At 54.4% G+C, this 22845-nt stretch carries 24 protein-coding genes and 3 tRNA genes; 8 read left to right on the top strand and 19 right to left on the bottom strand.

Features of this window, described 5'->3' with window-relative positions; all coding sequences use genetic code 11:
• From ACNSPV_RS13775 to ACNSPV_RS13715, 13 genes are all read right to left on the bottom strand, one after another.
• Window positions 1–145, bottom strand: a 145-nt coding sequence (locus tag ACNSPV_RS13775; protein WP_418268307.1) for a Maff2 family mobile element protein, incomplete at its 3' end; no start/stop codon positions are given.
• A 137-nt stretch (window positions 146–282) separates the two neighbouring features.
• Window positions 283–2064, bottom strand: coding sequence for a VirD4-like conjugal transfer protein, CD1115 family (locus tag ACNSPV_RS13770; RefSeq protein WP_348585108.1), 1782 nt, complete (start codon window positions 2062–2064; stop codon window positions 283–285).
• Window positions 2061–2519 carry a PcfB family protein gene (locus tag ACNSPV_RS13765; protein WP_207699050.1) on the bottom strand — a complete coding sequence of 153 codons (459 nt, stop codon included), beginning with the start codon at window positions 2517–2519 and terminating at the stop codon, window positions 2061–2063. The genes ACNSPV_RS13770 and ACNSPV_RS13765 overlap by 4 nt, the downstream gene beginning before the upstream one ends.
• Window positions 2520–2548: 29 nt before the next feature.
• Window positions 2549–2998, bottom strand: a complete 450-nt coding sequence (locus ACNSPV_RS13760) for a DUF3846 domain-containing protein (protein WP_418268287.1) — start codon at window positions 2996–2998, stop codon at window positions 2549–2551.
• Window positions 2922–3122, bottom strand: a complete 201-nt coding sequence (locus ACNSPV_RS13755) for a hypothetical protein (protein ID WP_348585110.1) — start codon at window positions 3120–3122, stop codon at window positions 2922–2924. The genes ACNSPV_RS13760 and ACNSPV_RS13755 overlap by 77 nt, the downstream gene beginning before the upstream one ends.
• A gap of 41 nt (window positions 3123–3163) precedes the next feature.
• Window positions 3164–3403 carry a hypothetical protein gene (locus tag ACNSPV_RS13750; protein WP_348585111.1) on the bottom strand — a complete coding sequence of 80 codons (240 nt, stop codon included), beginning with the start codon at window positions 3401–3403 and terminating at the stop codon, window positions 3164–3166.
• A 10-nt stretch (window positions 3404–3413) separates the two neighbouring features.
• Window positions 3414–3884, bottom strand: a complete 471-nt coding sequence (locus tag ACNSPV_RS13745; protein ID WP_005924908.1) for a hypothetical protein — start codon at window positions 3882–3884, stop codon at window positions 3414–3416.
• A gap of 65 nt (window positions 3885–3949) precedes the next feature.
• Window positions 3950–4879 (bottom strand): ParB/RepB/Spo0J family partition protein, encoded by a 930-nt coding sequence (locus ACNSPV_RS13740; RefSeq protein WP_348585112.1) that lies wholly within the window; start codon window positions 4877–4879, stop codon window positions 3950–3952.
• Window positions 4836–5669 carry a ParA family protein gene (locus ACNSPV_RS13735; protein ID WP_348585113.1) on the bottom strand — a complete coding sequence of 278 codons (834 nt, stop codon included), beginning with the start codon at window positions 5667–5669 and terminating at the stop codon, window positions 4836–4838. The genes ACNSPV_RS13740 and ACNSPV_RS13735 overlap by 44 nt, the downstream gene beginning before the upstream one ends.
• Entirely contained in the window at window positions 5669–6565 is an 897-nt protein-coding gene (locus ACNSPV_RS13730) for a DUF6017 domain-containing protein (RefSeq protein ID WP_348585114.1), read from the bottom strand. Before ACNSPV_RS13730 ends, ACNSPV_RS13735 begins: the two co-directional genes overlap by 1 nt.
• The gene (locus tag ACNSPV_RS13725) at window positions 6528–6782 is read right to left on the bottom strand and encodes a hypothetical protein (RefSeq protein WP_005924919.1); all 255 of its coding nucleotides are present in this window, start codon (window positions 6780–6782) and stop codon (window positions 6528–6530) included. The genes ACNSPV_RS13730 and ACNSPV_RS13725 overlap by 38 nt, the downstream gene beginning before the upstream one ends.
• On the bottom strand, window positions 6779–7039 hold the full coding sequence (locus tag ACNSPV_RS13720; RefSeq protein ID WP_154256648.1) for a hypothetical protein: 261 nt from the start codon (window positions 7037–7039) through the stop codon (window positions 6779–6781). The genes ACNSPV_RS13725 and ACNSPV_RS13720 overlap by 4 nt, the downstream gene beginning before the upstream one ends.
• Before the next feature lie 397 nt (window positions 7040–7436).
• Window positions 7437–7510 (bottom strand) — tRNA-Arg (locus tag ACNSPV_RS13715).
• A 371-nt stretch (window positions 7511–7881) separates the two neighbouring features.
• Between ACNSPV_RS13715 and ACNSPV_RS13710 the strand changes: the two genes are divergently transcribed.
• On the top strand, window positions 7882–9267 hold the full coding sequence (locus tag ACNSPV_RS13710) for a TrkH family potassium uptake protein (RefSeq protein WP_348585115.1): 1386 nt from the start codon (window positions 7882–7884) through the stop codon (window positions 9265–9267).
• Between the two features lie 177 nt (window positions 9268–9444).
• Here the strand turns inward: ACNSPV_RS13710 and pepT are convergent, their stop codons facing one another.
• Complete coding sequence (gene pepT / locus ACNSPV_RS13705) at window positions 9445–10662, bottom strand: peptidase T (protein ID WP_348585116.1); 1218 nt, start codon at window positions 10660–10662, stop codon at window positions 9445–9447.
• A gap of 211 nt (window positions 10663–10873) precedes the next feature.
• Here pepT and ACNSPV_RS13700 point away from each other — a divergent pair, with 211 nt between their 5' ends.
• Window positions 10874–11869 (top strand): D-isomer specific 2-hydroxyacid dehydrogenase family protein, encoded by a 996-nt coding sequence (locus ACNSPV_RS13700; protein ID WP_339396106.1) that lies wholly within the window; start codon window positions 10874–10876, stop codon window positions 11867–11869.
• Between the two features lie 54 nt (window positions 11870–11923).
• On the opposite strand, the gene ACNSPV_RS13695 is transcribed toward ACNSPV_RS13700, so the two are convergent.
• The 4 genes from ACNSPV_RS13695 to ACNSPV_RS13680 all read right to left on the bottom strand — a co-directional run bounded on the left by ACNSPV_RS13695 (window position 11924) and on the right by ACNSPV_RS13680 (window position 17369).
• Complete coding sequence (locus tag ACNSPV_RS13695) at window positions 11924–13396, bottom strand: family 1 glycosylhydrolase (RefSeq protein ID WP_348585117.1); 1473 nt, start codon at window positions 13394–13396, stop codon at window positions 11924–11926.
• A gap of 28 nt (window positions 13397–13424) precedes the next feature.
• Complete coding sequence (locus ACNSPV_RS13690; protein ID WP_348585118.1) at window positions 13425–15062, bottom strand: PTS transporter subunit EIIC; 1638 nt, start codon at window positions 15060–15062, stop codon at window positions 13425–13427.
• Window positions 15063–15144: 82 nt separating this feature from the next.
• Entirely contained in the window at window positions 15145–15975 is an 831-nt protein-coding gene (locus tag ACNSPV_RS13685; protein WP_348585119.1) for a PRD domain-containing protein, read from the bottom strand.
• Between the two features lie 314 nt (window positions 15976–16289).
• A complete protein-coding gene (locus ACNSPV_RS13680) occupies window positions 16290–17369 on the bottom strand; it encodes an ATP-dependent 6-phosphofructokinase (protein WP_348585121.1) in 1080 nt (359 codons plus the stop codon).
• A 280-nt stretch (window positions 17370–17649) separates the two neighbouring features.
• Here ACNSPV_RS13680 and ACNSPV_RS13675 point away from each other — a divergent pair.
• Both ACNSPV_RS13675 and ACNSPV_RS13670 read left to right on the top strand, forming a co-directional pair.
• A tRNA-Gln gene (locus tag ACNSPV_RS13675) sits at window positions 17650–17723 on the top strand.
• Between the two features lie 33 nt (window positions 17724–17756).
• Window positions 17757–17832 (top strand) — tRNA-Pro (locus tag ACNSPV_RS13670).
• Window positions 17833–17948: 116 nt separating this feature from the next.
• Here ACNSPV_RS13670 and ACNSPV_RS13665 read toward each other — a convergent pair.
• The gene (locus ACNSPV_RS13665) at window positions 17949–18566 is read right to left on the bottom strand and encodes a uridine kinase (protein WP_348585122.1); all 618 of its coding nucleotides are present in this window, start codon (window positions 18564–18566) and stop codon (window positions 17949–17951) included.
• A gap of 500 nt (window positions 18567–19066) precedes the next feature.
• On the opposite strand from ACNSPV_RS13665, the gene ACNSPV_RS13660 reads away from it, so the two are divergent.
• From ACNSPV_RS13660 to feoB, 4 genes are all read left to right on the top strand, one after another.
• Complete coding sequence (locus ACNSPV_RS13660; RefSeq protein ID WP_348585125.1) at window positions 19067–19651, top strand: DUF3793 family protein; 585 nt, start codon at window positions 19067–19069, stop codon at window positions 19649–19651.
• A 445-nt stretch (window positions 19652–20096) separates the two neighbouring features.
• The gene (locus ACNSPV_RS13655) at window positions 20097–20312 is read left to right on the top strand and encodes a FeoA family protein (RefSeq protein WP_348585127.1); all 216 of its coding nucleotides are present in this window, start codon (window positions 20097–20099) and stop codon (window positions 20310–20312) included.
• 82 nt (window positions 20313–20394) lie between these two features.
• Window positions 20395–20616, top strand: coding sequence for a FeoA family protein (locus tag ACNSPV_RS13650; protein WP_005944554.1), 222 nt, complete (start codon window positions 20395–20397; stop codon window positions 20614–20616).
• Window positions 20617–20641: 25 nt separating this feature from the next.
• Window positions 20642–22840 carry a ferrous iron transport protein B gene (feoB, locus tag ACNSPV_RS13645; protein ID WP_348585129.1) on the top strand — a complete coding sequence of 733 codons (2199 nt, stop codon included), beginning with the start codon at window positions 20642–20644 and terminating at the stop codon, window positions 22838–22840.
• Window positions 22841–22845 lie beyond the last annotated feature (5 nt).

Here is a 22845-nt window from a genome sequence, read left to right as displayed (position 1 = left end):
GCTGCTTCATACCCTGACTTTTTGCGGAGGGGTTATCGCCGCCGTAACCCTCCATCAGGTTGACGGCACCCCACACGCCCAGACCGGCACCCAGAGCCACAACCAGAGTCTTCAGAACGTCCACTGCGCTGTTAAAGAATTCCATAGAAAAATCTCCTTTGTTTTGAAAAAGTGACCCTGCACACACCTGAAATCCGTTTGCAAAAAGCCGAAAGCCACGGCGAAGGCCGATTTTCCGGTGTACCTGTTGGGTCAATGGGTAAAAAATAACCGCTCGTCTTATCAGGCGGGCGGGAGTGAATCGGCATCCACCATGATGAAGGTATCATCCGGGTGGATTTTTTCTTTTCGTTTCAAGAACTTCTCGATATCGAGTGCGTTCTTGGGGTCATAATCGGAGGTGTACTTGTAGTTCGGGTGCTGGGTCAGGTCGTACTTGTCGCTCAAAAATGGGCGCACACCACGAAGCTGCAGGATGCACTTGCCGCCATCCAGCACCGCCAGTTCATCCCGGCTCATAAGTTCGTGGCCGAGTTTTTGATAGTTGGTGCCATAGCTTGGGCTATTGCCACGGGTATCAGAATTGTTGTAGCTGTCGATGGTTTCCTTGCCGAGTGCTTCGGCAAGATCTTTCAGGGTGGTAGGCTCGCTGCCGCCGAGAAAGATCTGCGAATCCATATTGCCGACAATGGTGTCGGCGTTGTCCTTGTAGATGGCTTTCAACTGGCTGCGGGTCTGCAAGACCAGACACGCCGAGATCTCACGGCTGCGGATGGTAGCCACCAGCTTTTCCAGCTGCGGAATCTGACCGATGTTAGCACACTCATCGATCAGGCACCGCACATGGACTGGCAGTTTGCCGCCGTATTGGTCATCTGCCTTATCACAGAGCAGATTGAAAAGCTGTGTGTAGATCATGGAGATCAGGAAGTTAAATGTACTGTCCGTATCGCTCATGATAAGGAACAGCGCCGTTTTCCGGTCACCCAGCTTGTCCAGTTCCAGCTCATCGTACATGGTGGCATCCCGGACTTCCTGAATATCGAAGGGTGCGAGCCGGGCACCGCAGGAAATAAGAATCGACTTGGCCGTTTTGCCGGCAGCTAGCTTGTAAAGTTTGTACTGCCGCACGGCAAAGGATTTTGGCTTCTTCTTGCCCAGATCCTCAAACAACAGGTCTACCGGATTCTGATAAGTTTCATCGTCCTCAGACACCTGCATAGTGTTTAGCATTTCCAGCAATGTTGCGAAGTTTTGCTCCTCGACAGGGGCTTCGTAGTGGAGGTATGCGATCAGCGAAACGAGCAGAAGCCGTTCCGCTTTGTCCCAGAATGGGTCGCCGCCCTGACCTTCACCTTTGGTGTTGGTCATCAGTGCGGTCACGAGTTTCAGAACATCCTTTTCACTGTGGATGTACGCCATGGGGTTATAGCGCATACTCTTGGAAAAGTTGATGGTGTTGAAGAATTTTAGCTTGTAGCCGTGCTTTAACAGGGCTTCTCCACATTCCACGCCGATACTACCTTTCGGATCTGTAACCACGAATGATACCGGAAAATTCTTGGAATCACATTGCAGCAGATTCGGCTTGATAAAGAACCTTGTCTTACCGCTGCCGGAGCCGCCGACTACCAGCACATTTTTGTTCCGGGCGTTCTTGGGGTCCGGTGGGCGGTTGGACATCATCAGGCGTTCTGTTTTGGTGAGGATGATATTGTCCTCAAACTTCGGAGCCATAAACGGCTCGATATCTTTGGGTCCGCCCCACCGGGCAGAGCCGTACTCCATGCCGTGGCGGTACTTCTTGGCGTTTTTACCACGCAGATAGACCGCCAGCCGTAACCCTGCGCCGCAGCACAAGCCCACCAGCAAATCCAGAGGGTGCAGGCTGGGCAGCGGATTTGAAAATGCAGCCGGGAGCGTATCCATCAGTGATACGATTTTGTCGCCCAGTTCCTTGCCCACGGCCAGCCGCCACGCCTCGCCCAGATTGGTGGCCAGCAAGCCAATTACCACATAGGGCAGATAGAGCACCAACAGCTTGGAAAGCTTCTTTTTGCTCATAGGCCACGCTCCTCCTGCTTGTGCCGCACTTTGTCCGGCAGATTTGCAACGGACTGCGCCAGATCGTGCAGCTTTGCCAGCACGGAAGGACGCTTGGTTTTATCCAGCACCGATGCCGAATATTCCTTGAATGCTGCGCTCAAAGCGTCCGTGTCCTGTGCCTTGAAGTAGATCAGATACCGGGGCGGCGTGCAGGACAGGTCTTTCTGGATGGAGTAGTCGATGTGATACCGCTTAGCATAGCGGTCAAAATCCTTGATGCCAGTTTTCTGGATCTCCACATTGGTTACGCCACGGTTCTGCCGTACCAGCCGCTTCATGGACTGCTTGCCCTGCGAAGCGTGCTTGTCGTACTGCCGCAGCAGAAACTGCATCCCACGCAGCAGGGTGCGGGCAGACAGTTTTGTGGTCGAGATGGCAAGGTTGACCGTCTTATGCTCGATTTCTTCCTGCATCGTTACCACCTCCTGTGCAGAAAATCGCCTTAACGGTCATGTTCCACCGGGGGCTTACTCACAGCCTTTTCTGCATCACTCTGAACTGATTCATCCGGAACCGGAATGACCATCAGGCGACGCCTCAGAGGGAGAAAGGCTTCGGGTTGATGGAATTCTTCTTCATACTTCTGCGCCAGCTCCGGGGAGAGCGATACAAAATCTTCCTCGCCCAGACCTACCACCAGAAAGGTTCCGGCAATAACATCGTACATCAGCCCGTCCTCGTCCCATAAGGCCCGGTTCAGCGGCAGACCCATAAGCTTGCCGTCATCGTTATAAACGATGGCAATCGGGTCATCAGCAAAGGGGTAGCTTGCGCCGATGGAGCCGCCCACCGCCTGCTGCAAGGCTTTCAGGTCGTTATCGATCTCGACCTGCTGCGGATGCTGTCCCGGTGCAATTTTCAGCACCGACAAGGTGTTCTCGGTCTGTTCCATTATCTTCCTCCTCGAATTTGATAGTGATTTCCTGCCCAGCACGGGCGGCGTTCAACAGAGCTGCCACAAAGAAGCCGAAAAAGGCACCAGCTTCAAAAATGATAAACGAATAAATAAAATTCATAGCGAACCTCCTACATTGACTGAACTGTGAGAAGAATCCTCTCAGGGAGGACGGGGAGCGCAAGACGCGGTGACGGTATGCTTAGTGGAAACATTGGCATGAGTATGCGGTGCGGCATCGGTAGAAAAATAGTCGTACAGAGCATCCCGCAGAGAATAGAAGCAACGAGCATGGTAGTCGTGCAGACGGAGAACCAGAATCTTCAAAACATCAACGGCAGAGCAATAATAGTCCTCTGTGACTTCTGCGAAACTCGCATAGCAGGTCATTTCAGTATCCATACTGCACCTCTCAGTCAATGCAGATGCAGACCATCTTCTCGCGGCCAGCCATCAGAGGAACACTGTTCTCGCCCAGATAACACTGGATCAGGTACAGGTCGGCGGTGGTAAGTGCAACAAAATTGCCATCGGTGTCGTAGCGTACAAAGATGACTGCGCCGGACAGGTAACGCTTGCCAGCCAGCGTAATGACCTGACGAGGATCGTAGCAGAGTGCCAGCGGCACATCTTCGCTGATGCTGTAGCAGGAATCAGTTTCATCGAAGCAAGGCAGGTAACTGCGAACGTTCGCCAGCGGGGTGATGGTCAGTTCGATCTCCGGGGCAATCACGGCGGCGTAAACTTCATCATCGCCGAGCTGCCGCTCCAGCACATCGCTCATCTTGTTGAAGAAGTCGGTCACAGCATTGTCCATGTGGTTGATCTTCTGGTTCATGGCTTCGATGGTCTTTGCGGTCTTGAGATCAATAGTAGTGTTCATAGTGTTTTTTCTCCTTTTGTTTGCAAAAGAAAAAGGCCCCATCGGGTCTTTCGTTACGGTATAAGTCAGCGTTCGTTCTGCCGCTGGAGTTTGCGCTGCCACTGTTCCAGCAGCTTGATGATGGTGTCCTCCATCTGTTTCGGGGTGTAGCTGCGCGGGAAATATTTCCGCAGAGTGTCATTTTTGATGACCACCTTGTCCAGCTCGTCCTTTTTTTCTTCTCCCATGACCGCAAAAGCAACATCATACGAGAAGTGCCCTTCCTGCGCCAGCTTTTTAAGCCGCTGCGCTTGGGAAAGGGACGGTGCATTTTGGGTGTCGTTCATCGCTTCTAAAAAATCCCGCTGTTGGCTTTCGTCCAGATAGGACAACTCCACAGCGGGATTGAAGGCAATTTTCTTTTCGTCTACCATGTCCAGCAATTCGGGAATAAGGTTGGTCAGGCGGATAAAACGCTGGACGGTTTTATATCCCTCGCCAGCATCTTCCGCAACCCGTTCAATGGACAACTTCGACTTCTGGACAATTTGTCCAGAAGTTAAATCTGACCTAGCACCTTGATTTTTTATTGCTTCCAGCTTCATTTTGTAGGCGAAAGCTCTTTCACTGGGCAAGATGTTTTCACGTTGGAGATTGCTGTCCACCATGAGCAAAACTGCGGCATCATCATCCATCTGACGGACGATGACAGGCAGGGCATCCAGCCCAGCAAGCTGTGCAGCGTGCTGACGGCGGTGCCCAGAGATGATCTCGTAGCCACCTTCCGGGCGTGGACGTGCAATCAGCGGAGAAAGCACGCCGTACTGTTCTACGCTTTCCACCGTGCGCTGCATGGACTCATCATCCAAGACCTTAAAGGGGTGGTTCTTGAAAGGGAACAGCTCCCCGATGGGAATTTGCTGAACCTGTTCCCGCTGCTGTTCCTGTCGGGATTCTTCGGTGGAGAAGATGTCATCTGCCCCTTTCAGCGACACGTTTAAGCTGTTTTTCGGCATTCGCCATCACCTCCTTTGTCAGAGAGCGGTAGGCTTCTGTCACCTTGCCTTTGGGGTCGTGCTGGAAAATACTCTTACCCACGGCACTGATTTCCGCAGCACGGACAGACCGGGGAATGGTCTGGTCGAACACCTTGATCTTGCTGCCATAGGCACCTCGAATCAGGTTGTCAATCTGCTGCCCGTAGTTGGTGCGGCTGTCGGTCATAGTCAGCAGGATGCCCTCAATTTTCAGCTTGGGGTTGATCTGCCGCCGGACTTTCTGCACAGTCTGCAAAAGCTGCTCCAGACCCTTTGCAGACAGGTACTGCGCCTGCACCGGAATCAGGGTGGTGTCTGCCGCCGCCAGTGCATTTACGGTCAGCATCCCAAGGGAAGGGGTGCAATCCAGCAGAATGAAATCGTAGTCGCGCTTTGCGCCTTCCAGCACCTGTTTCAGCATCTTTTCCCGGTTCATGCAGTTCACAAGGGAAACTTCCATCCCTGCCAATTCAATGTTTGCCGGAATCAGGTCAACGCCCTCTGCATGGTGCAGGATGCCTTCACCGGGCGGAATGCTCTGGTCGTTCATGGCTTTTGCCATCAGGGTGGAAAGGGTGGTGGGTAGTTCATCGGGCTGTTGCCAGCCCATGCTGATGGTCAAAGACCCCTGTGGGTCAGCGTCCACCAACAGGACCTTTTTGCCTTCCATCGCCAGCCCGATGCCCAGATTCTCACAGGTGGTGGTTTTTCCAGTGCCGCCCTTCTGGTTTACGATGGCAATCGTGGTTGCTTTCTTTGAAATTTTCATCACCTCCGCATCGCTAAGTCATGGTTGGTTTGGTTCTGATAGAAAAGCTGCATTGTGGTGGGTGCATTATATAGAGAAGCAAGCAGATACTGTTTCATGTTTCGGATCGGGCTGCTGTTCTCTGCAAGGCACTTCAGCACAAAGCAAATATGGTCGGCGTTCAGCTTCATAAACCGGCTGCGTACCACCTCGGCGGGCTTATCGTCCCCGGCAATGCGCAGCGTCTTGCGGTTGGTGGCACAGGTATCCACCAGCAAATCCACGATTTGGTAGAGGGTATCTTCATCATCCGGGTAAAGCCGGAGAAGAAGGTCCATCTCCAAAGAACGTGAAAAATATTCTTCCAGTTGGGTGCGTTTGCTCATCCAGTCGTTTTCATCGGAATAGATAGGATCAGTATCGCTTACCTCTGTATTATTTCTCTCAGTCTTATTACATCGTAGTTTGGCCGGGTCTTGAAGCGTATTCTGGACGGTTCCAGAATCGTCATTATCACGATTCAAAAAGCGTAGTTTTGACGATTCTGACGAAAAATTCTTTACATAGATGAGATCAGGCTTGCCCAGCCCCCTTCGTTTGCGTTCGATCAGGCCGTACTCTTCCAGTTCTCGCAGCAGCTTGGTCGCCTTTTTATCGGCACAGCCCAGTGAATCCTGTACTTCCTGCACGGTATAGATGATGAACACCCGCCCAGCCTTGTCCAACCAACCGTTCCGGGCTGAAAGGCTCATGCGGTCGAGCAGGATACCGTACAGCGTTTTGGCATCTGTGGAAAGCGGTTGGAAGCGGCTATCCTGAAACAACAGCTTGGGAATCCGGTAGAAGGAGAACAGCTCGCTGGACTGCCCATAGAAGTAATCAAGGTCTGCGGTTCTTGTCGGCTTTCTTTCGGGCATAGAGAATATCCCATTTTTCAGGTGTAGAACGGAACACGTTGACCTGCTTCTTATAAGGACAGTGGGCATACAGGCAGGTGCGGAACTTGAAATCGGGCCGATAGTACGGACACAGCTTGCAGCTGTCCGGGGCACGGTCAGAACCTTCGCCAGCGGCGATCACATGGTGCATGGAGTGCTGAACATGGCGCAGGGCTTCGTTTCGCTTGTGGCTCACTTGGCATCACCTCGCTTCTCCAGCGGTGCCATCAGGTCTTTGTAGCAGGGAACCAGCACACAGGGCTTTGCCCGCTTGTAGGGGCACCCTTCGCACTTGCTGGGGCCTTTGGGCGGCTCGATCAGGTAGTAGCAGTTCTCTTTGCCGAGAACGCAGCCCTTCTTTCGATTCTTCCAGAAGAAGCAGTGCCGGCAATCTGCCGGGCGGGAAGCATGGTAGCGGATACCGTCGATCGTGACGGTCAGAACTTTTTTCATCGGTAAACCCTCCTTTGATGGATTCGGGAAGTTCAGCCCGAAAATAAAAAAGCGCGTTCCTCTTTCTGTTCCGAGAGAACAGCGAGTGAACGCGCTATGTATGGAGAAAAGTGTTTTACACGGTTTTGGGTAGGAATGTGGAAAATAGATTTACACAAATTATTTTGTATTTACATGGATTTACAGGAAAGCGGCTACCAATTTTAGCAGAGAGCCGGAAAACGGAGTTCAAAAGGCGCTTTATGGGGCTTCATTAGCTGGAAGCCTGATTTTATTAGCTGAAACCGAAAATTCTGCTAATGGCATTAGCTGGCTAATTTTGGTGATAGGTTCAAAATGAAAAATGCGAAGATCGTCTTTCACATGGAAAAATGACCTTCGCATTTTCTTAAAGGGATACCCCAGACAGGATTCGAACCTGCGGTCTCCTCCTTAGGAGGGAGGCGCTTTATCCAGCTAAGCTACTGAGGCATATTATGTATTATCGTTGATTTTTTGAAATTCAACGCACTTGGAAACAAATGTGTGGAATGCTTTTCACACCGAAGTGACCGACTGCATTGCAACCGGGACGATGGTAAAGTTGTTGCATCAAAATTTGTTTGGAAAATCTCGATCCCCAGCCTTGCTTTTGATTAGAGCAATCACTTCCGCACCCAAGGTATCAGGTTGACCGAATTCTTAGGAGGCGGACGCTCTATCCAGCTGAGCTACGGAGACAGATGCCCTATTATAATACAGCATTTTGCGGATAAAATCAAGTTGAACCGTAAAGCAAAATGGTGTATGCTATAGAAGAAATGAAATAGCCGCGGCAGGTCTTGCCGCGTGCGGAGGATCTTATGGAAAAGATAAAGAGAAAAAAGCTGTTTTACCGCCCGGCGGGCAAGCGCAAGGGAGGGTATACGCCTACGCAGATCATCTGCGGGAGCTTTGTCATCGTGATCGCGCTGGGCACCTTCCTGCTCAGCCTACCCATTGCCAGCAGGCATGGGCGGCTGGATGTGCTGGATGCCATGTTCACGGCCACCAGTGCCACCTGCGTTACCGGCCTGATCGTGCGGGACACCTGGACGCAGTTTACCTTCTTCGGGCAGGCCGTGATCCTGCTGCTCATTCAGGTAGGCGGCCTTGGTCTGGTCACGCTCACCAGCTTTTTTGCGCTGGCCATGCGGCGGCGCATGGGCTTCCGTGACCTGCGGCTGCTGGGCGAGAGCGTCTCGGCAGATGGATACGCGCAGGCAAAGGACGTGCTGAAGATCGTGGTGGGTCTGGCCGGGCTGTTTGAGGGCATCGGTATCCTGCTGCTGCTGTTTGTCTTTGTGCCGCAGTTTGGGCTGGAGGGCATCTGGATCAGTGTGTTTACGGCAATTTCGGCCTTCTGCAACGCGGGCTTTGACCTGTTTGGCCGGTTCGGGCAGTATTCCTCGCTGGTGCCCTATGTGAACAACTACTATGTACAGGCCGTTGTGATGTTCATGATCATTTCCGGCGGTCTGGGCTTTATGGTCTGGGTGGAGATCGGCGAGTACCACAAAAAACACCGCTTGTCTCTGCAGGCCAAGGTGGTGCTGAGCTTCTCGGTGATCCTGTGGCTCGGCGGCGCGGCGCTCATCGCGCTGATGGAGTGGAACAATCCTGCCAGCATGGGCGGGCTCTCTGTGCCCGGTAAGCTGATGGCGGCGCTGTTCCAGTCGGTGTCTACCCGTACGGCGGGCATGAATACCATCGACCTTGCCGCCTGCGGGCCCATTACCAAGCTGCTGATGAGTGTGCTGCAATTCATCGGCGCGGCACCCGGCTCCACCGGCGGCGGTGTGAAGGTGACCACCTTTGCTGTCATCATCCTGACCATCCGCAGCGTGGCTCAGGGCCGCGACGATTGTGTGATCGCAGAGCACCACATCGAGTCCAAGACGGTTTATCGTGCTTTGACCATTATCGTGCTCGGCGGGCTGGCGGCGGTTGGCTCGGCTGTGGTAGTGTACTACAACACTTCGGAGGCGGTATCGATTATTGACGCGATCTTTGAATCCTGCTCGGCCTTTGGTACGGTGGGCCTTTCGGTGGGCGTTACCAGCCAGCTGAACCGGGGCGCGAAAGCTTTGTATATGGCGGTCATGTTCATGGGCCGTGTGGGCCCGGTGTCGCTGGCCATGAGCCTGACGGCAAAGCCCGACGATAACAAGCGGAAGATCATGCCGGTGGGACATATCAACGTGGGTTAAATGATTTGAATGCCCTCCGCTGGCGTGTTGGGCATGAATAGAGCAAATCAGGGCAGACTGCGGTCTGCCCTGATTTGCGTTTTCACGTGAAGAGTCGTAAAGGCAAACGTCAGAGTATAATAAAAGTGGGTGCTATCCCAAAACAGCACCCACTTTTTGTATATTGAGAATAAAAAATCACTCTGCGTACAGAGAAATGATGTTCAGCAGGATCTCGGTGCAGCGGTCCATGCGCTCGGCGGTGATGCACTCACACACGCCGTGGAAGTTGAAGCCGCCGGTGCCAAGGTTCGGGCAGGGCAGGCCCTTCCAGCTCAGCATAGCGCCATCGGTGCCGCCGCGCACCGGAATCTCTTCCGGTTCCAGCCCGGCCATGCGGGTGGCCTTGCGTGCGGTTTCTACTAAATGGAAATGCGGCTTGATCTTTTCCAGCATGTTGCGGTAGCTGTCCTTGATCTCCACCTCAACGGTGCCTTCGCCGTACTTGCCGTTCAAAAACTCGGCAATATCCAGCATGTTGTCCTTTTTGAACTGCAGCTTGTCGGCGCTGTGGTCGCGCAGGATATAGCCCAGTTTTGCGGTGGTCACATCGCCGTACATCTGGCACAGATGATAGAAGCCCTGCCGGCCCTCGGTCGTTTCGGGGCGGGCGGTGATGGGCAGCGCCTGATGGAACTCCATGGCCACATTGGAAGCGTTGATCATGGTGTCCTTGGCAGTGCCCGGGTGGACAGAGAAGCCGTGGATGGTCACGGTGGCAGAAGCGGCGTTGAAGTTTTCGTACTCAATGGAACCGGCATCGCCGCCGTCCACAGTGTAGGCAAAGTCCGCGCCGAAGCCGGGGATGTCAAACAGCTCTGCGCCCTCGCCGATCTCCTCGTCCGGCGTAAAGGCTACGCACAGTCTGCCGTGGGGCAGGCCCTTTTGCTGCAGGGTCTCCACGGCGGTGAGGATCTCCGCAATGCCGGCCTTGTCGTCGGCACCCAGCAGAGTGGTGCCGTCCGAGGTGATAAGAGTCTCCCCCTTCATGGAGGTGAGGAAGGGGAACATGGAAGGCTTCATCACCATGCCGGTGGCAGGCAGGGTCACATCGCCGCCGTTGTAGTTCTCCCAGACGATGGGCTGCACATTCTCGCCGCTGGCATCATCGGCGGTGTCCATGTGGGCGATGAGCCCCAGCGCGTGCTTGTCCTCGCAGCCCGGGGTGGCGGGCAGAGTGCCGTAGACGTAGCAGTGCTCGTCCACATGGGCATCCTCCATGCCAAGAGCCTTCATCTCCTCCACCAGCTGACGGGCAAGGTCGAACTCCCGCTCGGAGGAGGGGTGAGTGCCGGAGGTCTCATCCGAGGTGGTGTGCACCCGGACATAATTCAAAAGCCGTTCATAAGCGCGCATAAGGCACACTCCTTTTATGTTTCAGTGATGTATACTACGACTTGCTCCTTCTATCATACCCTCTTTTCCGATTTTTTACAACTCTTTTTGCAGCATCTGCATGGAAATATGCGTCCTCATGCAAAAGATGAATATAATTCACCACTAAAAATGCGTCAGTCCGCGCAGAACGTGTTAAAATAAAGACAAAATCAGCCGGGAGGGAAGTTCTATGGCAACAAAAGTCTTTTTTTACACGCTGCGTCCGTACGATGAGCTGAGCATTGCACAGCGGCTGGCACCGCAGCTGGATATTGAGTTCGGCTATACGCAGGAGTATCCCACACTGGAAAATGCAGAGCTGGCAAAGGGCTATGACGCTGTATCAGTAACGCCCTGCGATATGAGCGCGCCCATGGTAAAGCGCTTCCATGAACTGGGCGTAAAGTCCATCTGCTGCCGCTCCATCGGCTATGACCATGTAGACCGCGAGACGGCCCGGGAACTGGGCATGAAGGTGGCCAATGTGGACTACCCGCCAAACGGCGTTGCAAACTTTGCCATTATGCTCATGCTGATGAGCCTGCGCAAGGCAGGGCACATCCTCAAGCGCGGGGAGGCGCAGGACTACTCGCTGCAGGGAAAGATCGGCCGTGACATCTCCACCTGCACGGTGGGCGTGATCGGTACCGGCCGCATTGGCCGCACGGTATTGCAGCATCTGTCCGGCTTTGGCTGCCGTCTGCTGGCCTACGATCTGTACCCCAATGCAGAGGTGAAGAAGATCGCGGAGTATGTGCCGCTGGAGACCCTGCTGGCCGAAAGCGATGTCATCACCCTGCACACCAATGCCACCGAGGAGAACCACCATCTCATCGACGCCAAAGCCATTGAGACCATGAAGCCGGGCGTGACCATCATCAACACCGCACGCGGCAAGCTGATCGACAGTGATGCACTGATCGCCGGGCTGGAAAGCGGCAAGATCGGCGCGGCGGGCCTGGACGTGCTGGAAAACGAGAACGGCCTGTATTATTATAATCGCATGGGCGATGTGATCCAGAACCCGGAGCTGGCGGTTCTGCGCAGCATGCCCAATGTGATCCTGACCGACCACACGGCTTTCTACACCCACGAGGATGTGGAGAGCATGGTGCGCGGTGTGCTGGAAAGCGCCGCGGCCTTTGAACAGAACCAGCCTACCCGGCATGATGTGACCGAAAAGTAAAAAATACCGGTGCAGCTTTTCAACTGTACCGGTATTTTTATGTCTGTGGAAAAATCAGCTCAGGTCTTCGCCATTGGTGGCAATAACCTTTTTGTACCAGTAGAACGAATCTTTTCTGTAGCGGTTATAGGTGCCGTTGCCTTCGTCGTCGGCATCGACATAGATGAAACCGTAGCGCTTGGACATCTGCGCATCGCCCATGCTCACAAGATCGATGCAGCCCCACGGCGTGTAGCCCATCACCGGCACACCGTCCCCGATGGCATCCCGAATGGCTTCGATGTGTTGACGGAGATAGTCAATGCGATAGGCATCGTGTACAGTGCCGTCCGTTTCCAGCTTGTCATGTGCACCGAGACCGTTCTCAACGATGAACAAAGGTTTCTGATAACGGTCGTACAGCTCATTCAACGTGATGCGCAGGCCAGTGGGGTCGGTAGCCCAACCCCAGTCGCTGTGCTTGAGGTACGGGTTCTTCAGTTTGCGCACAAAGATGCCGCGCGGTTCCCGTTTGTCCGGGTCGTCCGAGATCACGCCAGTAAAGTAGTAGCTGAAGGACAGAAAGTCCACTGTGCCTTCCTGCAGGATACGCTCATAGTCTGGGTACCAGTCCAGTACGACATCATTGTCCCGATAGTAGTTCAGCATGGTCTGCGGGTAGCGACCCCGCGCCATGACGTCCTCAAAAAAGAGGTTCAGCTGGTTGGCCTGCATGGTGGCTAACTCATCGGCAGGCTGGCAGGTATAGGCGTAATTGTGCAGCCGTGCGATCATATTGCCAATTTTGCACTGCGGGGCGGTATCGTGGGCATATTTGGTTACAATGGCACTGGCTACCAGCATATGATGAAAAGCCTGATGCACACAGGTCAGCGGCTTTTTGCCGCTCTTTTCCACTAACATGCCACCGCCAAGATAGCTGCTGTTGGCAGCCATATTGATCTCGTTAAAGGTGAGCCAGTAGGTCACCTCATCCTTATACTCATCAATCAGAAATTTTGCAAAGTGTGTCCACAGCGCCACCATCTCTGGGTTTTCCCAGCCGTTGATACTTTCGGTAAGAGTAGCGGGGATATCATAGTGTGTCATCGTGACCAGCGGCTCGATGCCATATTTGTGCAGCTCACGGAAAACATTATGATAAAACTCTACGCCCTCAGTCAGGGGCTTTTCCTCTCTTCCGGTGGGGAAAAGGCGGGACCACTTGATGCTCATGCGGAAGGTCTTGAAGCCCATCTCGCCGAACAATGCGATGTCCTCTTTATAATGATGATAGAAATCGACACCTTTGCGGAACGGGAAATAATACTCAGGGTCGTGTGCGGCATCATGTGCCTTGTAGTCATCGAACATTTCCGGGGTGATGTTCAGCACACGGTGGTACATACCCTCCTTACGGGGCAGATAACGAATATAATCCATGTGAGACAGCCCGCAGCCGCCCTCGTCGGCACCGCCTTCATATTGGCCAGCGGAGGTTGCACCGCCCCACAGAAATCCTTCGGGGAATTTAATAGAATTACTCATGATTAAATCGTTCCTTTCAATACGAAAATCAATGCAGTTTTACAGCCTTTTTCTCGGCCTGAATCGCACGCTCGTCCTTTTCGATACCCTCATCGAATCCCAGCATATAAGTCAGAACAGCGGTAAGCACAAACGAGATAACAAAGCCAATCAACATCGTGGGAATGGAACCGCTGTAAACAGGCAGGCTAACGATGGAAGGCATTGCAAACGAGATGGCCTTTGCACCCATGGCAGCAACGAACGCGCCGGATACACCACCACCGATGCACAGAGCAATCAGCGGGCGTTTGAAACGCATGGCCACACCATACAGGCTTGGTTCCGTAATGCCGATGAAGGCAGAAATGAATGCAGAAAAGCAAGTAGACTTGTTGCTGTCCTTGCGGGCACGCAGGAATGCGCCAAAGCACATACCGGCGCTGGCCATGGTAGCCACTGCATGCACAGGGCCGAGCATATCATAGCCCAGTGTGTTAACATTATTGATCATGATGGTGGAAAGGGTCATGTGCATACCTGTAAAGATGACCAGAGGACGGGTGCCGCCATCGATCAAGCCGCCCAGCCATGGAGCAGTATCAAACAGCCATTTGAATGCATAGCCAAGGTAAACGCCCAAGTTGTAGCCAATGGGTCCAATAACACAGATGGAAAGCAGGCCGGTAACAACAAGCGTTACGATCGGCACCACGACCACACGCAAATACTCGACCGTGTGTTTCTGCATCCATCTGTAGATATAACTCATGATCCACACGGAGCACAGGATGGGCAGCACTGTACTGCTATATTTTACGCAGGTGACCGGGAAGCCCAGCACACTGATGCTGTTTCCTGCATTGTTGAGGATGGAAGGGTACATATATAGACCTGCCAGCACCAGAGCTAACACTTCGTTGGTCTTGAATTTTTTAGCAGCTGTGTAAGCGATGATGAACGGCAGAAAGTAGAATACCGAATCACCAATGGCATTGAGCACTAGATACAGGCCCGTCTCATTGCTCATCAGTCCGTAGGTCGTAAAGAGCGTCAGAAGGCCCTTGATGATGCCGGCACCGGCAAAAGCGGGGACCGCAGGAACAAATACGCTGCTGATGACGTCAAAAAGCACTTTGGGTGACCACTTCTTCTTTTCTGCATCAAGATTTTCGGTCAGTGCCGTCTGGGTATCCAGCCCAGCCTGACTGCAGACCTCAGCGTATACATCTGCCACAGTCTGGCCGATGATTACCTGAAGCTGTCCACCCTGATTCACGCAGCCCACTGTGCCGGGGATAGAACCGATCTCCTCAGTACTCTTGGATTTTTTAAGGTCTTTGAGGTTGAAACGAAGCCGAGTGACACAGTGCACGCAGCTGGTAATGTTCTCCTTGCCACCGACTGCTTCAACAATCGCAGCGGCCAGCGCGCGGTAGTCCGTATTTTTGTTCGCCATAAAGGGAACCTCCTCTTTTCTTTCCGGCTCCCCGAATGTGACCGTAAGGCGGCCGCGGCGCAGGGTGGCGGATGCAACATCCGGCAGTTTTGCCACAGCGTTTTCATCGGACAGACCGGCGTCCTTCAGGGTGACGTAAAGCACGCCGTCCTGAAACTCGCACAGACTGGTGTTTTCTTTTCCGCCAATCAGCGGAAAAAGCTTTTCCAGAAACTTCTCACGATCCATAGGGGAAACCTCCGTTGGTGGATAACTCTATCTGCATCCGGCCCGGACGCGCGCATCTCCGGAGCCGGAAACATTCAAAAAATCAGTTGCTTTCGCAGTTCTGCACACGGTAGATGTGCAACATCAGGTACAGCACTTCGTCACAGCTGCAATGCCAGCCGTGGTGCTGTTCAATATCCTGTGCCACGGTGCAGGCACAATGATAGACGGCGGGGTATTCGCGGGAAAGCTCGTCCAGCATTTTTCCGCTGCCCTGCTCCATGGCAACCCCGGCGGAAAGCCGCCGCACCAGAAACTGGATGTGCATGGCAAACCGGGCGTAGTTGTAGCTTTCGCGGTTCAGCACAATGCCAAGCTCCTGCTCCACGGCCGAGGTCACCTCGTTCAGAACTTCCACGGCGGTCAGGGTGCTGGAAAGGTCGCTGCCTTCCAGCTCGGCATTGACGATATGCAGCGCAATGCTTACTGCCTCGGCGCGGGGCAGGGAAGAACCGGTACGCAGACGAACGGTCTCCAGTGCCCGCAGGCCCAGCTCGTACTCGCGGGGATACAGATGCTGCACGTCGTAATGGAGCGGAGCTGCCATCCGGATGCCCTGCTTTTCCCGCTGCTGTGCAAAGGCGATGTGGTCGGCCAGCGTGAAGGGCAGGTTGGGGTTCAGCTCGGTGCGCAGGGCAATCTCGGACTGCTCGGTAATATCTGCCGCTGCCAGAAGAGCGTCTTCCGGCAGGTTGGACAGGATTTCGTAATACTGCGGGTCTACGTCATAAAAGGTGCGGTAGACCACAGAAAGGTCGGTCAGCTCATAGGGCATCGGGTGGAAGCCTACCCCGCGGCCCAGAACGACCATCTCACGACCACGATTATCCTGCGCCACGGCAGCGTTATTATTGATCTTACGCAGCAGCTTCATGGACAGCTTCCTCCCGACAGAATGTTGAAAAACACGCAATAAAAAGAAAAAACCTCCGAAAGCATCTACCTGTGCAGAACCGATAACACACCCATAATGTCTTTCGGTTAACTGCCAGTAGCGCCTCCCGAGGAGTAACGACTGGTTTAATTGTCTATGGATATCTTACCAGAACAGACAGAGATAATCCATTCGCGATTTCGACAAAAGATATTCTGAAAAATCAGACGGGTTACCCAAACGTTGGATACAATAAACCCCTGCCGACAGGAGAAATGCCATCGGCAGGGGGAAAGCATAATATTTGAAGAAAATCAACCCAGGCTGATGCCCATGCGGCGGGCGACGGTGAGCAGCTCGCAGCCCTCCGGCACGTTGCGGGTCTTGCCTGCAATGTCGACCAGACGGTTCTGGGTGACGTGACCGTTCACCATGGCGACGGTCACGCCGTAGCGCTCGATCTCCACCAGCTTTGCCGCATAGCTGCCGAACTGGGTGGCCAGAACACGGTCGTAGGCGCTGGGGCTGCCACCGCGCTGCATGTGGCCCGGGATGCACACACGGGTCTCCATGCCGGTCTTTTTCTGCACGGCCTGTGCAATGCGGTTGGTGGCGGTGGTGCCAAAGCCTGCCTCGGCGCGCTTTGCCATCCACTCCTTGCGCTTCATGCCGGCTTCCTCGCAGTTGATGGCACCCTCGGCAACAGCGATGATGGAGAAGTTGGAACCCTTTTTGGCGCGGCGCTCCACGGCAGAGCACACACGGTCGATATCATAGGGCTGTTCCGGCAGCAGGATGATGTCTGCACCGCCTGCAATGCCGGAGTACAGCGTCAGCCAGCCGGCCTTGTTGCCCATGATCTCGATGCACATTACGCGGCTGTGGCTGCCGGCAGTGGTGTGGATGCGGTCGATGACATCGGTGGCAATGTCCACGGCGGTGTGGAAACCGAAGGTCACGTCGGTGCCGTAGATATCGTTATCGATGGTCTTGGGCAGGCCGATGATGTTCAGGCCCTCCTGCGAGAGCAGGTTTGCGGTTTTGTGGGTGCCATTGCCGCCCAGACACAGCAGGCAGTCCAGCTTGGCTTCCTTGTAGGTCTTTTTCATGGCGGCGACTTTATCAACGTTGTCGTTCTCCACCACACGCATCATTTTAAAGGGGGTGCGTTTGGTGCCCAGAATGGTGCCGCCCAGCGTCAGGATGCCGCGGAAGTCGTCCTCACACATCTCTTTGTAATCGCCGTTGATGAGACCGCTGTAGCCGTTCAGGATGCCCACGATCTCCACATTCTCGCCCATGCGGGCATACAGTGCTTTGGCTACGCCGCGGATGGTGGCGTTCAGACCCGGACAATCACCGCCGGAGGTCAGGATTCCAACACGTTTTTTCATTCAAAAGCCCTCTTTCATTTGCTGTTCAGCACCGCGCATTCCGGCTCCGAAAGTCAGTCTGCCCGGGAACCCGCTTATTTATAGTATAAGATTATTCCGGATGGGGCACCGTGTCAAGAGAAGTGCAAAAAATTTACACGGTCCCACGGACTGTTTTTGCGGGCAGAGCAGATGGGGGAAAAGTTTTGCGGAAAAAATAAAAAAATGGTTGACAAGCAAGACCCTTTCGAGTATAATATTCCTTGTCAGCAGCGCACAGCGCGGCAGACAAACAGAATAATGGGGATTTGCATAGTGGTAGTGCGGTAGACTCTGACTCTACTTGTGGGAGTTCGATTCTCTCATCCCCAACCAGAAAACCGCAGTCTCAACTGGCTGCGGTATTTTCGGGGCATAGCGCAGTTGGTAGCGCGCCTCGTTCGGGACGAGGAGGCCGTGGGTTCAAATCCCGCTGCTCCGACCATGACGGATATTCTTATAGCATCTGAGATGCTGCGGAATATCCGTCTTTTTTTGTTTGCTGATTTGCTGGATAGCGATACCACAGGGGCGCAGTTCACAACTGTGCCTTTTTTGCATTCACCGACACATCATTCCTGCGCAGGCATTGGCTGCGGTCGTGTCTACCGCAAGATCTGCCGTTTCCTCAATGCGGTACTGGGCAAAGTAGCCCTCCTCCAGCGGGATCCACCGGGCGGCAAAATTGGCGTACCGCTCCCCCTCCCGCGCCTGCAGGCGGCGGGTCTGCTCTTCTCTTGAGCAGGTGACGAATACCTGCAGGGTCTCATACCCGGCCAACAGCGGGTGATGGCTGTAGCTGCCCTCCAGAATGACCAGCGGCTGTGAGGCAAGCTCCTGCACAGGCTGGTATGCGCCCGCCCGGCAGGAGTAGGCGCGGTAGAGCACCGGCTGGCCCTCATAGGCCGGACGCAGGGCTTCGTCCCGCAGACGGACAAGGTCCATGTTGGCGCAGGGTGTTTTTTCCCAGCCGCGTACACGCTGGGCGGGCGGCAGATAGAAATCGTCCGTGTGCAGGACGATGCTGGCCGGGAACTGCCGGGTCAGCCGGTCGGCAAGGGCGGTCTTGCCGCTGCCGCAGCGGCCATCCAGCGCCAGCACCAGCGGCTTTGTGGGCTTCTGGGCCAGTGCGGCGGCGAGGATCGAGGTCAGGCTTTCCGGTGTGATGTTCTGCGCCATGGGAAACGTGCTCCTTTTATAAGATAGAACCCTCTCATTCATTGCTGCGCAATGCCAGCTCTCCCGAAGGGGAGAGTTTTTGAATGCGCTGACTCTATAAAGAGCTCCCCCCTGAGTGGAACGACTTCCCCCGCGCCGGGGGAAGATGGCGAAGCCAGAAAGGGGAACGGCTGGCGAACGCAGTGAGCCTGAGAGGGTTTTCCTTATTATACCATACCGTATCTCAAAACGGTAGGATGCGCAAAAAACAGGCCGAAGCAAATGACGGTTTGTTGTAAATAACTTTTTTCGGAAAAAGTGTTGACAATGCCCCCGGGCTGTGGTAAGATACAGTCACGTTAGAAATAACTAACCGCAAGAAACCAATCGGCAGGCCGAAGCCTTAATTGCTCCGCGCAAAGCCGCTTCTTTTTTGAAATCTGGGTTAGAAACATCTAACTTATAAACACGGTGCATCCGGGAAACAATAGCCCGGAGAAACAAGGCGGGAGGGCACAGACATGGAGCGCAATTTTGAAACGGTCATGATCGAACAGTGTGCCCCGGTGCTGGCCAGCTTGAAACCGGCGGGCCTGTTCCGCTACGAGACCCGCGACTGCGCCGACCTTGCACGCCGCGTGAAAAACTGGAATGTCCAGCTTGAGCCCAAGGGCCTGCGGGTGCGGGTGCTCAAGGGCTGCGTGCGCAACCACCGGTATCTTGTGTACGTCTACCGCGAAAGCAGGCTGTCTGCTGTACTGGCAGACGAAAAGGTGCAGAGCTTCCTGCAGCAGGAGGGATACCGTCTGCCGGAAGCGGGGGAACCGCTGGATGTGGGCGGCATGCTCACCCAGCTTTCCCGCAGGCTGTGCTGCTCGGAGGATTTTCCCCATGAGATCGGGGTGTTCCTTGGCTATCCGCTGGGGGATGTGGTGGGCTTTATCGAGAACCGCGGCAAGAACTTTACCTGCTGCGGCTGCTGGAAGTCCTACGGCGACCCGGATGTAGCGCAGAAGCACTTTGACCAGCTGAGCAAATGCACAGCAGTCTATCTGCGGCTGTTCCACAGCGGAACGCCCATTCTCCGCCTTGCCGTGGCGGCTTGATGTTGTCATTCTCTTTTCAAATACTCTCTTTTTATCCTGGCGCCTGCTGGTGTCCACGCACCGGCGGGAAAGAAATCCTCCTTTTGACACGCGGCCGCGCGGTGCAGAATGACCACTGTACCGCGCGGCTGTGTCATTTGCTGCAAAAGAGCACAGCAGGAGTAGGAAAAAAGCCTTGTGATAGTTTACAAGATGCCGCCAAAAAAGAACGAGAAAATGTAAACAATGGCTAACTTTGATTCAATAATTTGAGTTAGTTATTGTTGATTGTGGTGAAAAAACGGAAAAACTCGGGCAGAAAAATTGTTTGTTCATATGAACTAACTTTTAAATATGAAAAAAATATTGACATCAAAGGTTAGTAAGCGTAAACTATCCACGTTGATAGTTGCGGCTGACTAACCGCAGCGATATCCCAGATTCAAACAGGAAGGGAAGCGGAAGTATGATGCCTTTGACAATGGCAAAAGCAGGGGAGACCGTCACCATCAAAAAGATCACCGGCAAGGACGAGATCCGGCTGCATCTGGCAGAGCTGGGCTTTGTGGTGGGCAGTGAGGTAACGGTCGTCAACGAGATCGCAGGCAACCTGATCCTGCAGGTCAAGGAGAGCCGCATCGCGCTGGACAAGACGATGGCAAACCGTATCATGATTGGCTGAACAGTGCCCCGGCGCTGTTTGGGAGCTGCTCCGAAACTGGAATAGTCTCTCTATAAAGACAAGCAGAGGAGGATGGTTAAGAATGAAAACTCTGAAAGACGTAAAGGTCGGCGAGACCGCTACTGTGGCAAAGCTGCACGGTGAAGGCCCGGTCAAGCGCCGCATCATGGACATGGGCATCACCAAGGGTGTCGAGATCTATGTCCGCAAGGTGGCACCTCTGGGCGACCCCATGGAGCTGACCGTGCGCAACTACGAGCTGAGCGTGCGCAAGGCCGATGCTGAAATGATCGAAGTAGTCTGATCCCAAAGGGAGGAAGGATTAAGCAATGAGCATTAAAATTGCACTTGCCGGCAACCCGAACTGCGGTAAAACGACCCTGTTCAACAATCTGACCGGCTCCAACCAGTATGTCGGCAACTGGCCCGGCGTTACGGTGGAAAAGAAGGAAGGCAAGCTGAAGGGCGATAAGGATGTTATCATTCAGGACCTGCCCGGCATCTACTCTCTGTCTCCGTACACGCTGGAAGAGGTCGTCTCCCGTACCTATCTGGTCAAGGAGAAGCCCGACGCCATCCTGAACATCATCGACGGCACCAACATCGAGCGCAACCTGTACCTGACCACCCAGCTGATTGAGCTGGGCATCCCGGTGGTCATGGCTGTGAACATGATCGATCTGGTGCGCAAGAACGGCGATAAGATCGACCTGAAGAAGCTGAGCGCAGAGCTGGGCTGTCAGGCTGTGGAGATCAGCGCACTGAAGGGCGAGGGCACCGAGGCCGCTGCAAAGGCTGCTGTGGCTGCCGCCAAGGCTACCAAGGCCGGCGAGCTGCCTCACGTGTTCACCGGCAGCGTGGAGCACGCCATTGCCCACATCGAAGAGTCCATTCAGGGCAAGGTGGATGACCGCTTCCTGCGCTGGTACGCTGTCAAGCTGTTCGAGCGCGACGACAAGGTGCAGGATGAGCTGAAGCTGGACAAGGCCCTGATGGATCACATCGATCAGCACATCAAGGATTGCGAGACCGAGCTGGACGACGATGCAGAGAGCATCATCACCAACCAGCGCTATGCATACATCAACACCGTGGTGGGCAAGGCTGTCAAGAAGAAGGCCCGCGTGGAGCACCTGACCGTTTCCGATAAGATCGACCAGATCGTGACCAACCGTATTCTGGCTCTGCCTATCTTCGCACTGGTCATGTACCTGATGTACTCCCTGTCCATGGGCACCTCCATTGCAGACGGCGGCTGGGCCATCGGCACCTTTGCCACCGACTGGACCAACGATGTCCTGTTTGGTGAGATCGTTCCCAATGCTCTGGGCGGCCTGCTGGAGAGCATCGGCGTGGCAGGCTGGCTGTACGGCCTGATCATGGACGGCATCGTTGCCGGTGTCGGCGCAGTTCTGGGCTTCGTTCCCCAGATGCTGGTGCTGTTCTTCCTGCTGTCCATTCTGGAGGATGTGGGCTATATGTCCCGTGTCGCCTTCATCATGGACCGTATCTTCCGCAAGTTCGGCCTGTCCGGTAAGAGCTTCATCCCTGTTCTGGTGGGCACCGGCTGCGGCGTCCCGGGCGTCATGGCATCCCGTACCATCGAGAACGAGCGCGACCGCCGCATGACCATCATGACCACCTGCTTCATCCCCTGCGGCGCAAAGATGCCCATCATCGGCCTCATCGCAGGTGCGATGTTCGGCGGTTCTTCTCTGGTGGCTGTCTCTGCTTACTTCATTGGCATGGCTGCCATCATCTGCTCCGGCGTGATCCTGAAGAAGACCAAGCTCTTCGCAGGTGATCCCGCTCCCTTCGTGATGGAGCTGCCCGCATACCATGTGCCTGCATGGGGCAACGTGTTCCGTGCAACCTGGGAGCGCGGCTGGTCCTTCATCAAGCGCGCAGGCTCCGTCATTCTGGCCGCTACCGTTGTGCTGTGGTTCATGCAGGGCTTCGGCTTCGAGAACGGTGCCTTCGGTATGGTCGAGGATCAGGACAACTCCGTGCTGGCTGCTATCGCTACCAAGGTCGCATGGATCTTTGCACCTCTGGGCTTCGGCAACTGGCGTGCAACCGTCGCTTCCGTCTCCGGCCTGATCGCAAAGGAGAACGTGGTTGGTACCTTCGGTGTTCTGTATCACTTCGGCGGCGAGCTGTCTGAGAACGGCGATGAGATCTGGGCTGCTGTTGCGCAGGACTACACCGCTCTGTCGGCTTACGCCTTCATGATCTTCAACCTGCTGTGCGCTCCCTGCTTCGCTGCAATGGGCGCCATCAAGCGCGAGATGAACAACGGCAGATGGACGGCCATCGCCATTGGTTACATGTGTGCTCTGGCTTACTGCGCAGCTCTGGTGGTTTACCAGCTGGGCGGCCTGATCACCGGCGAGGTTGGCTTCAACTTCTTTACCATCGTGGCGGCTGTGGTTCTGGCTTGCTTTATTTACCTGCTGGTTCGTCCCAACAAGTACACCGGCGACAACGAGGTCAAGATCGACGTTTCCAAGATCACTGCAAACAAGTAAGCTTC

The organism is Faecalibacterium sp. 3, from assembly GCF_048323735.1.
Classification (GTDB): Bacteria; Bacillota; Clostridia; order Oscillospirales; family Ruminococcaceae; genus Faecalibacterium; species Faecalibacterium wellingii.
This window is presented reverse-complemented; position numbering and strand designations above follow the sequence as displayed.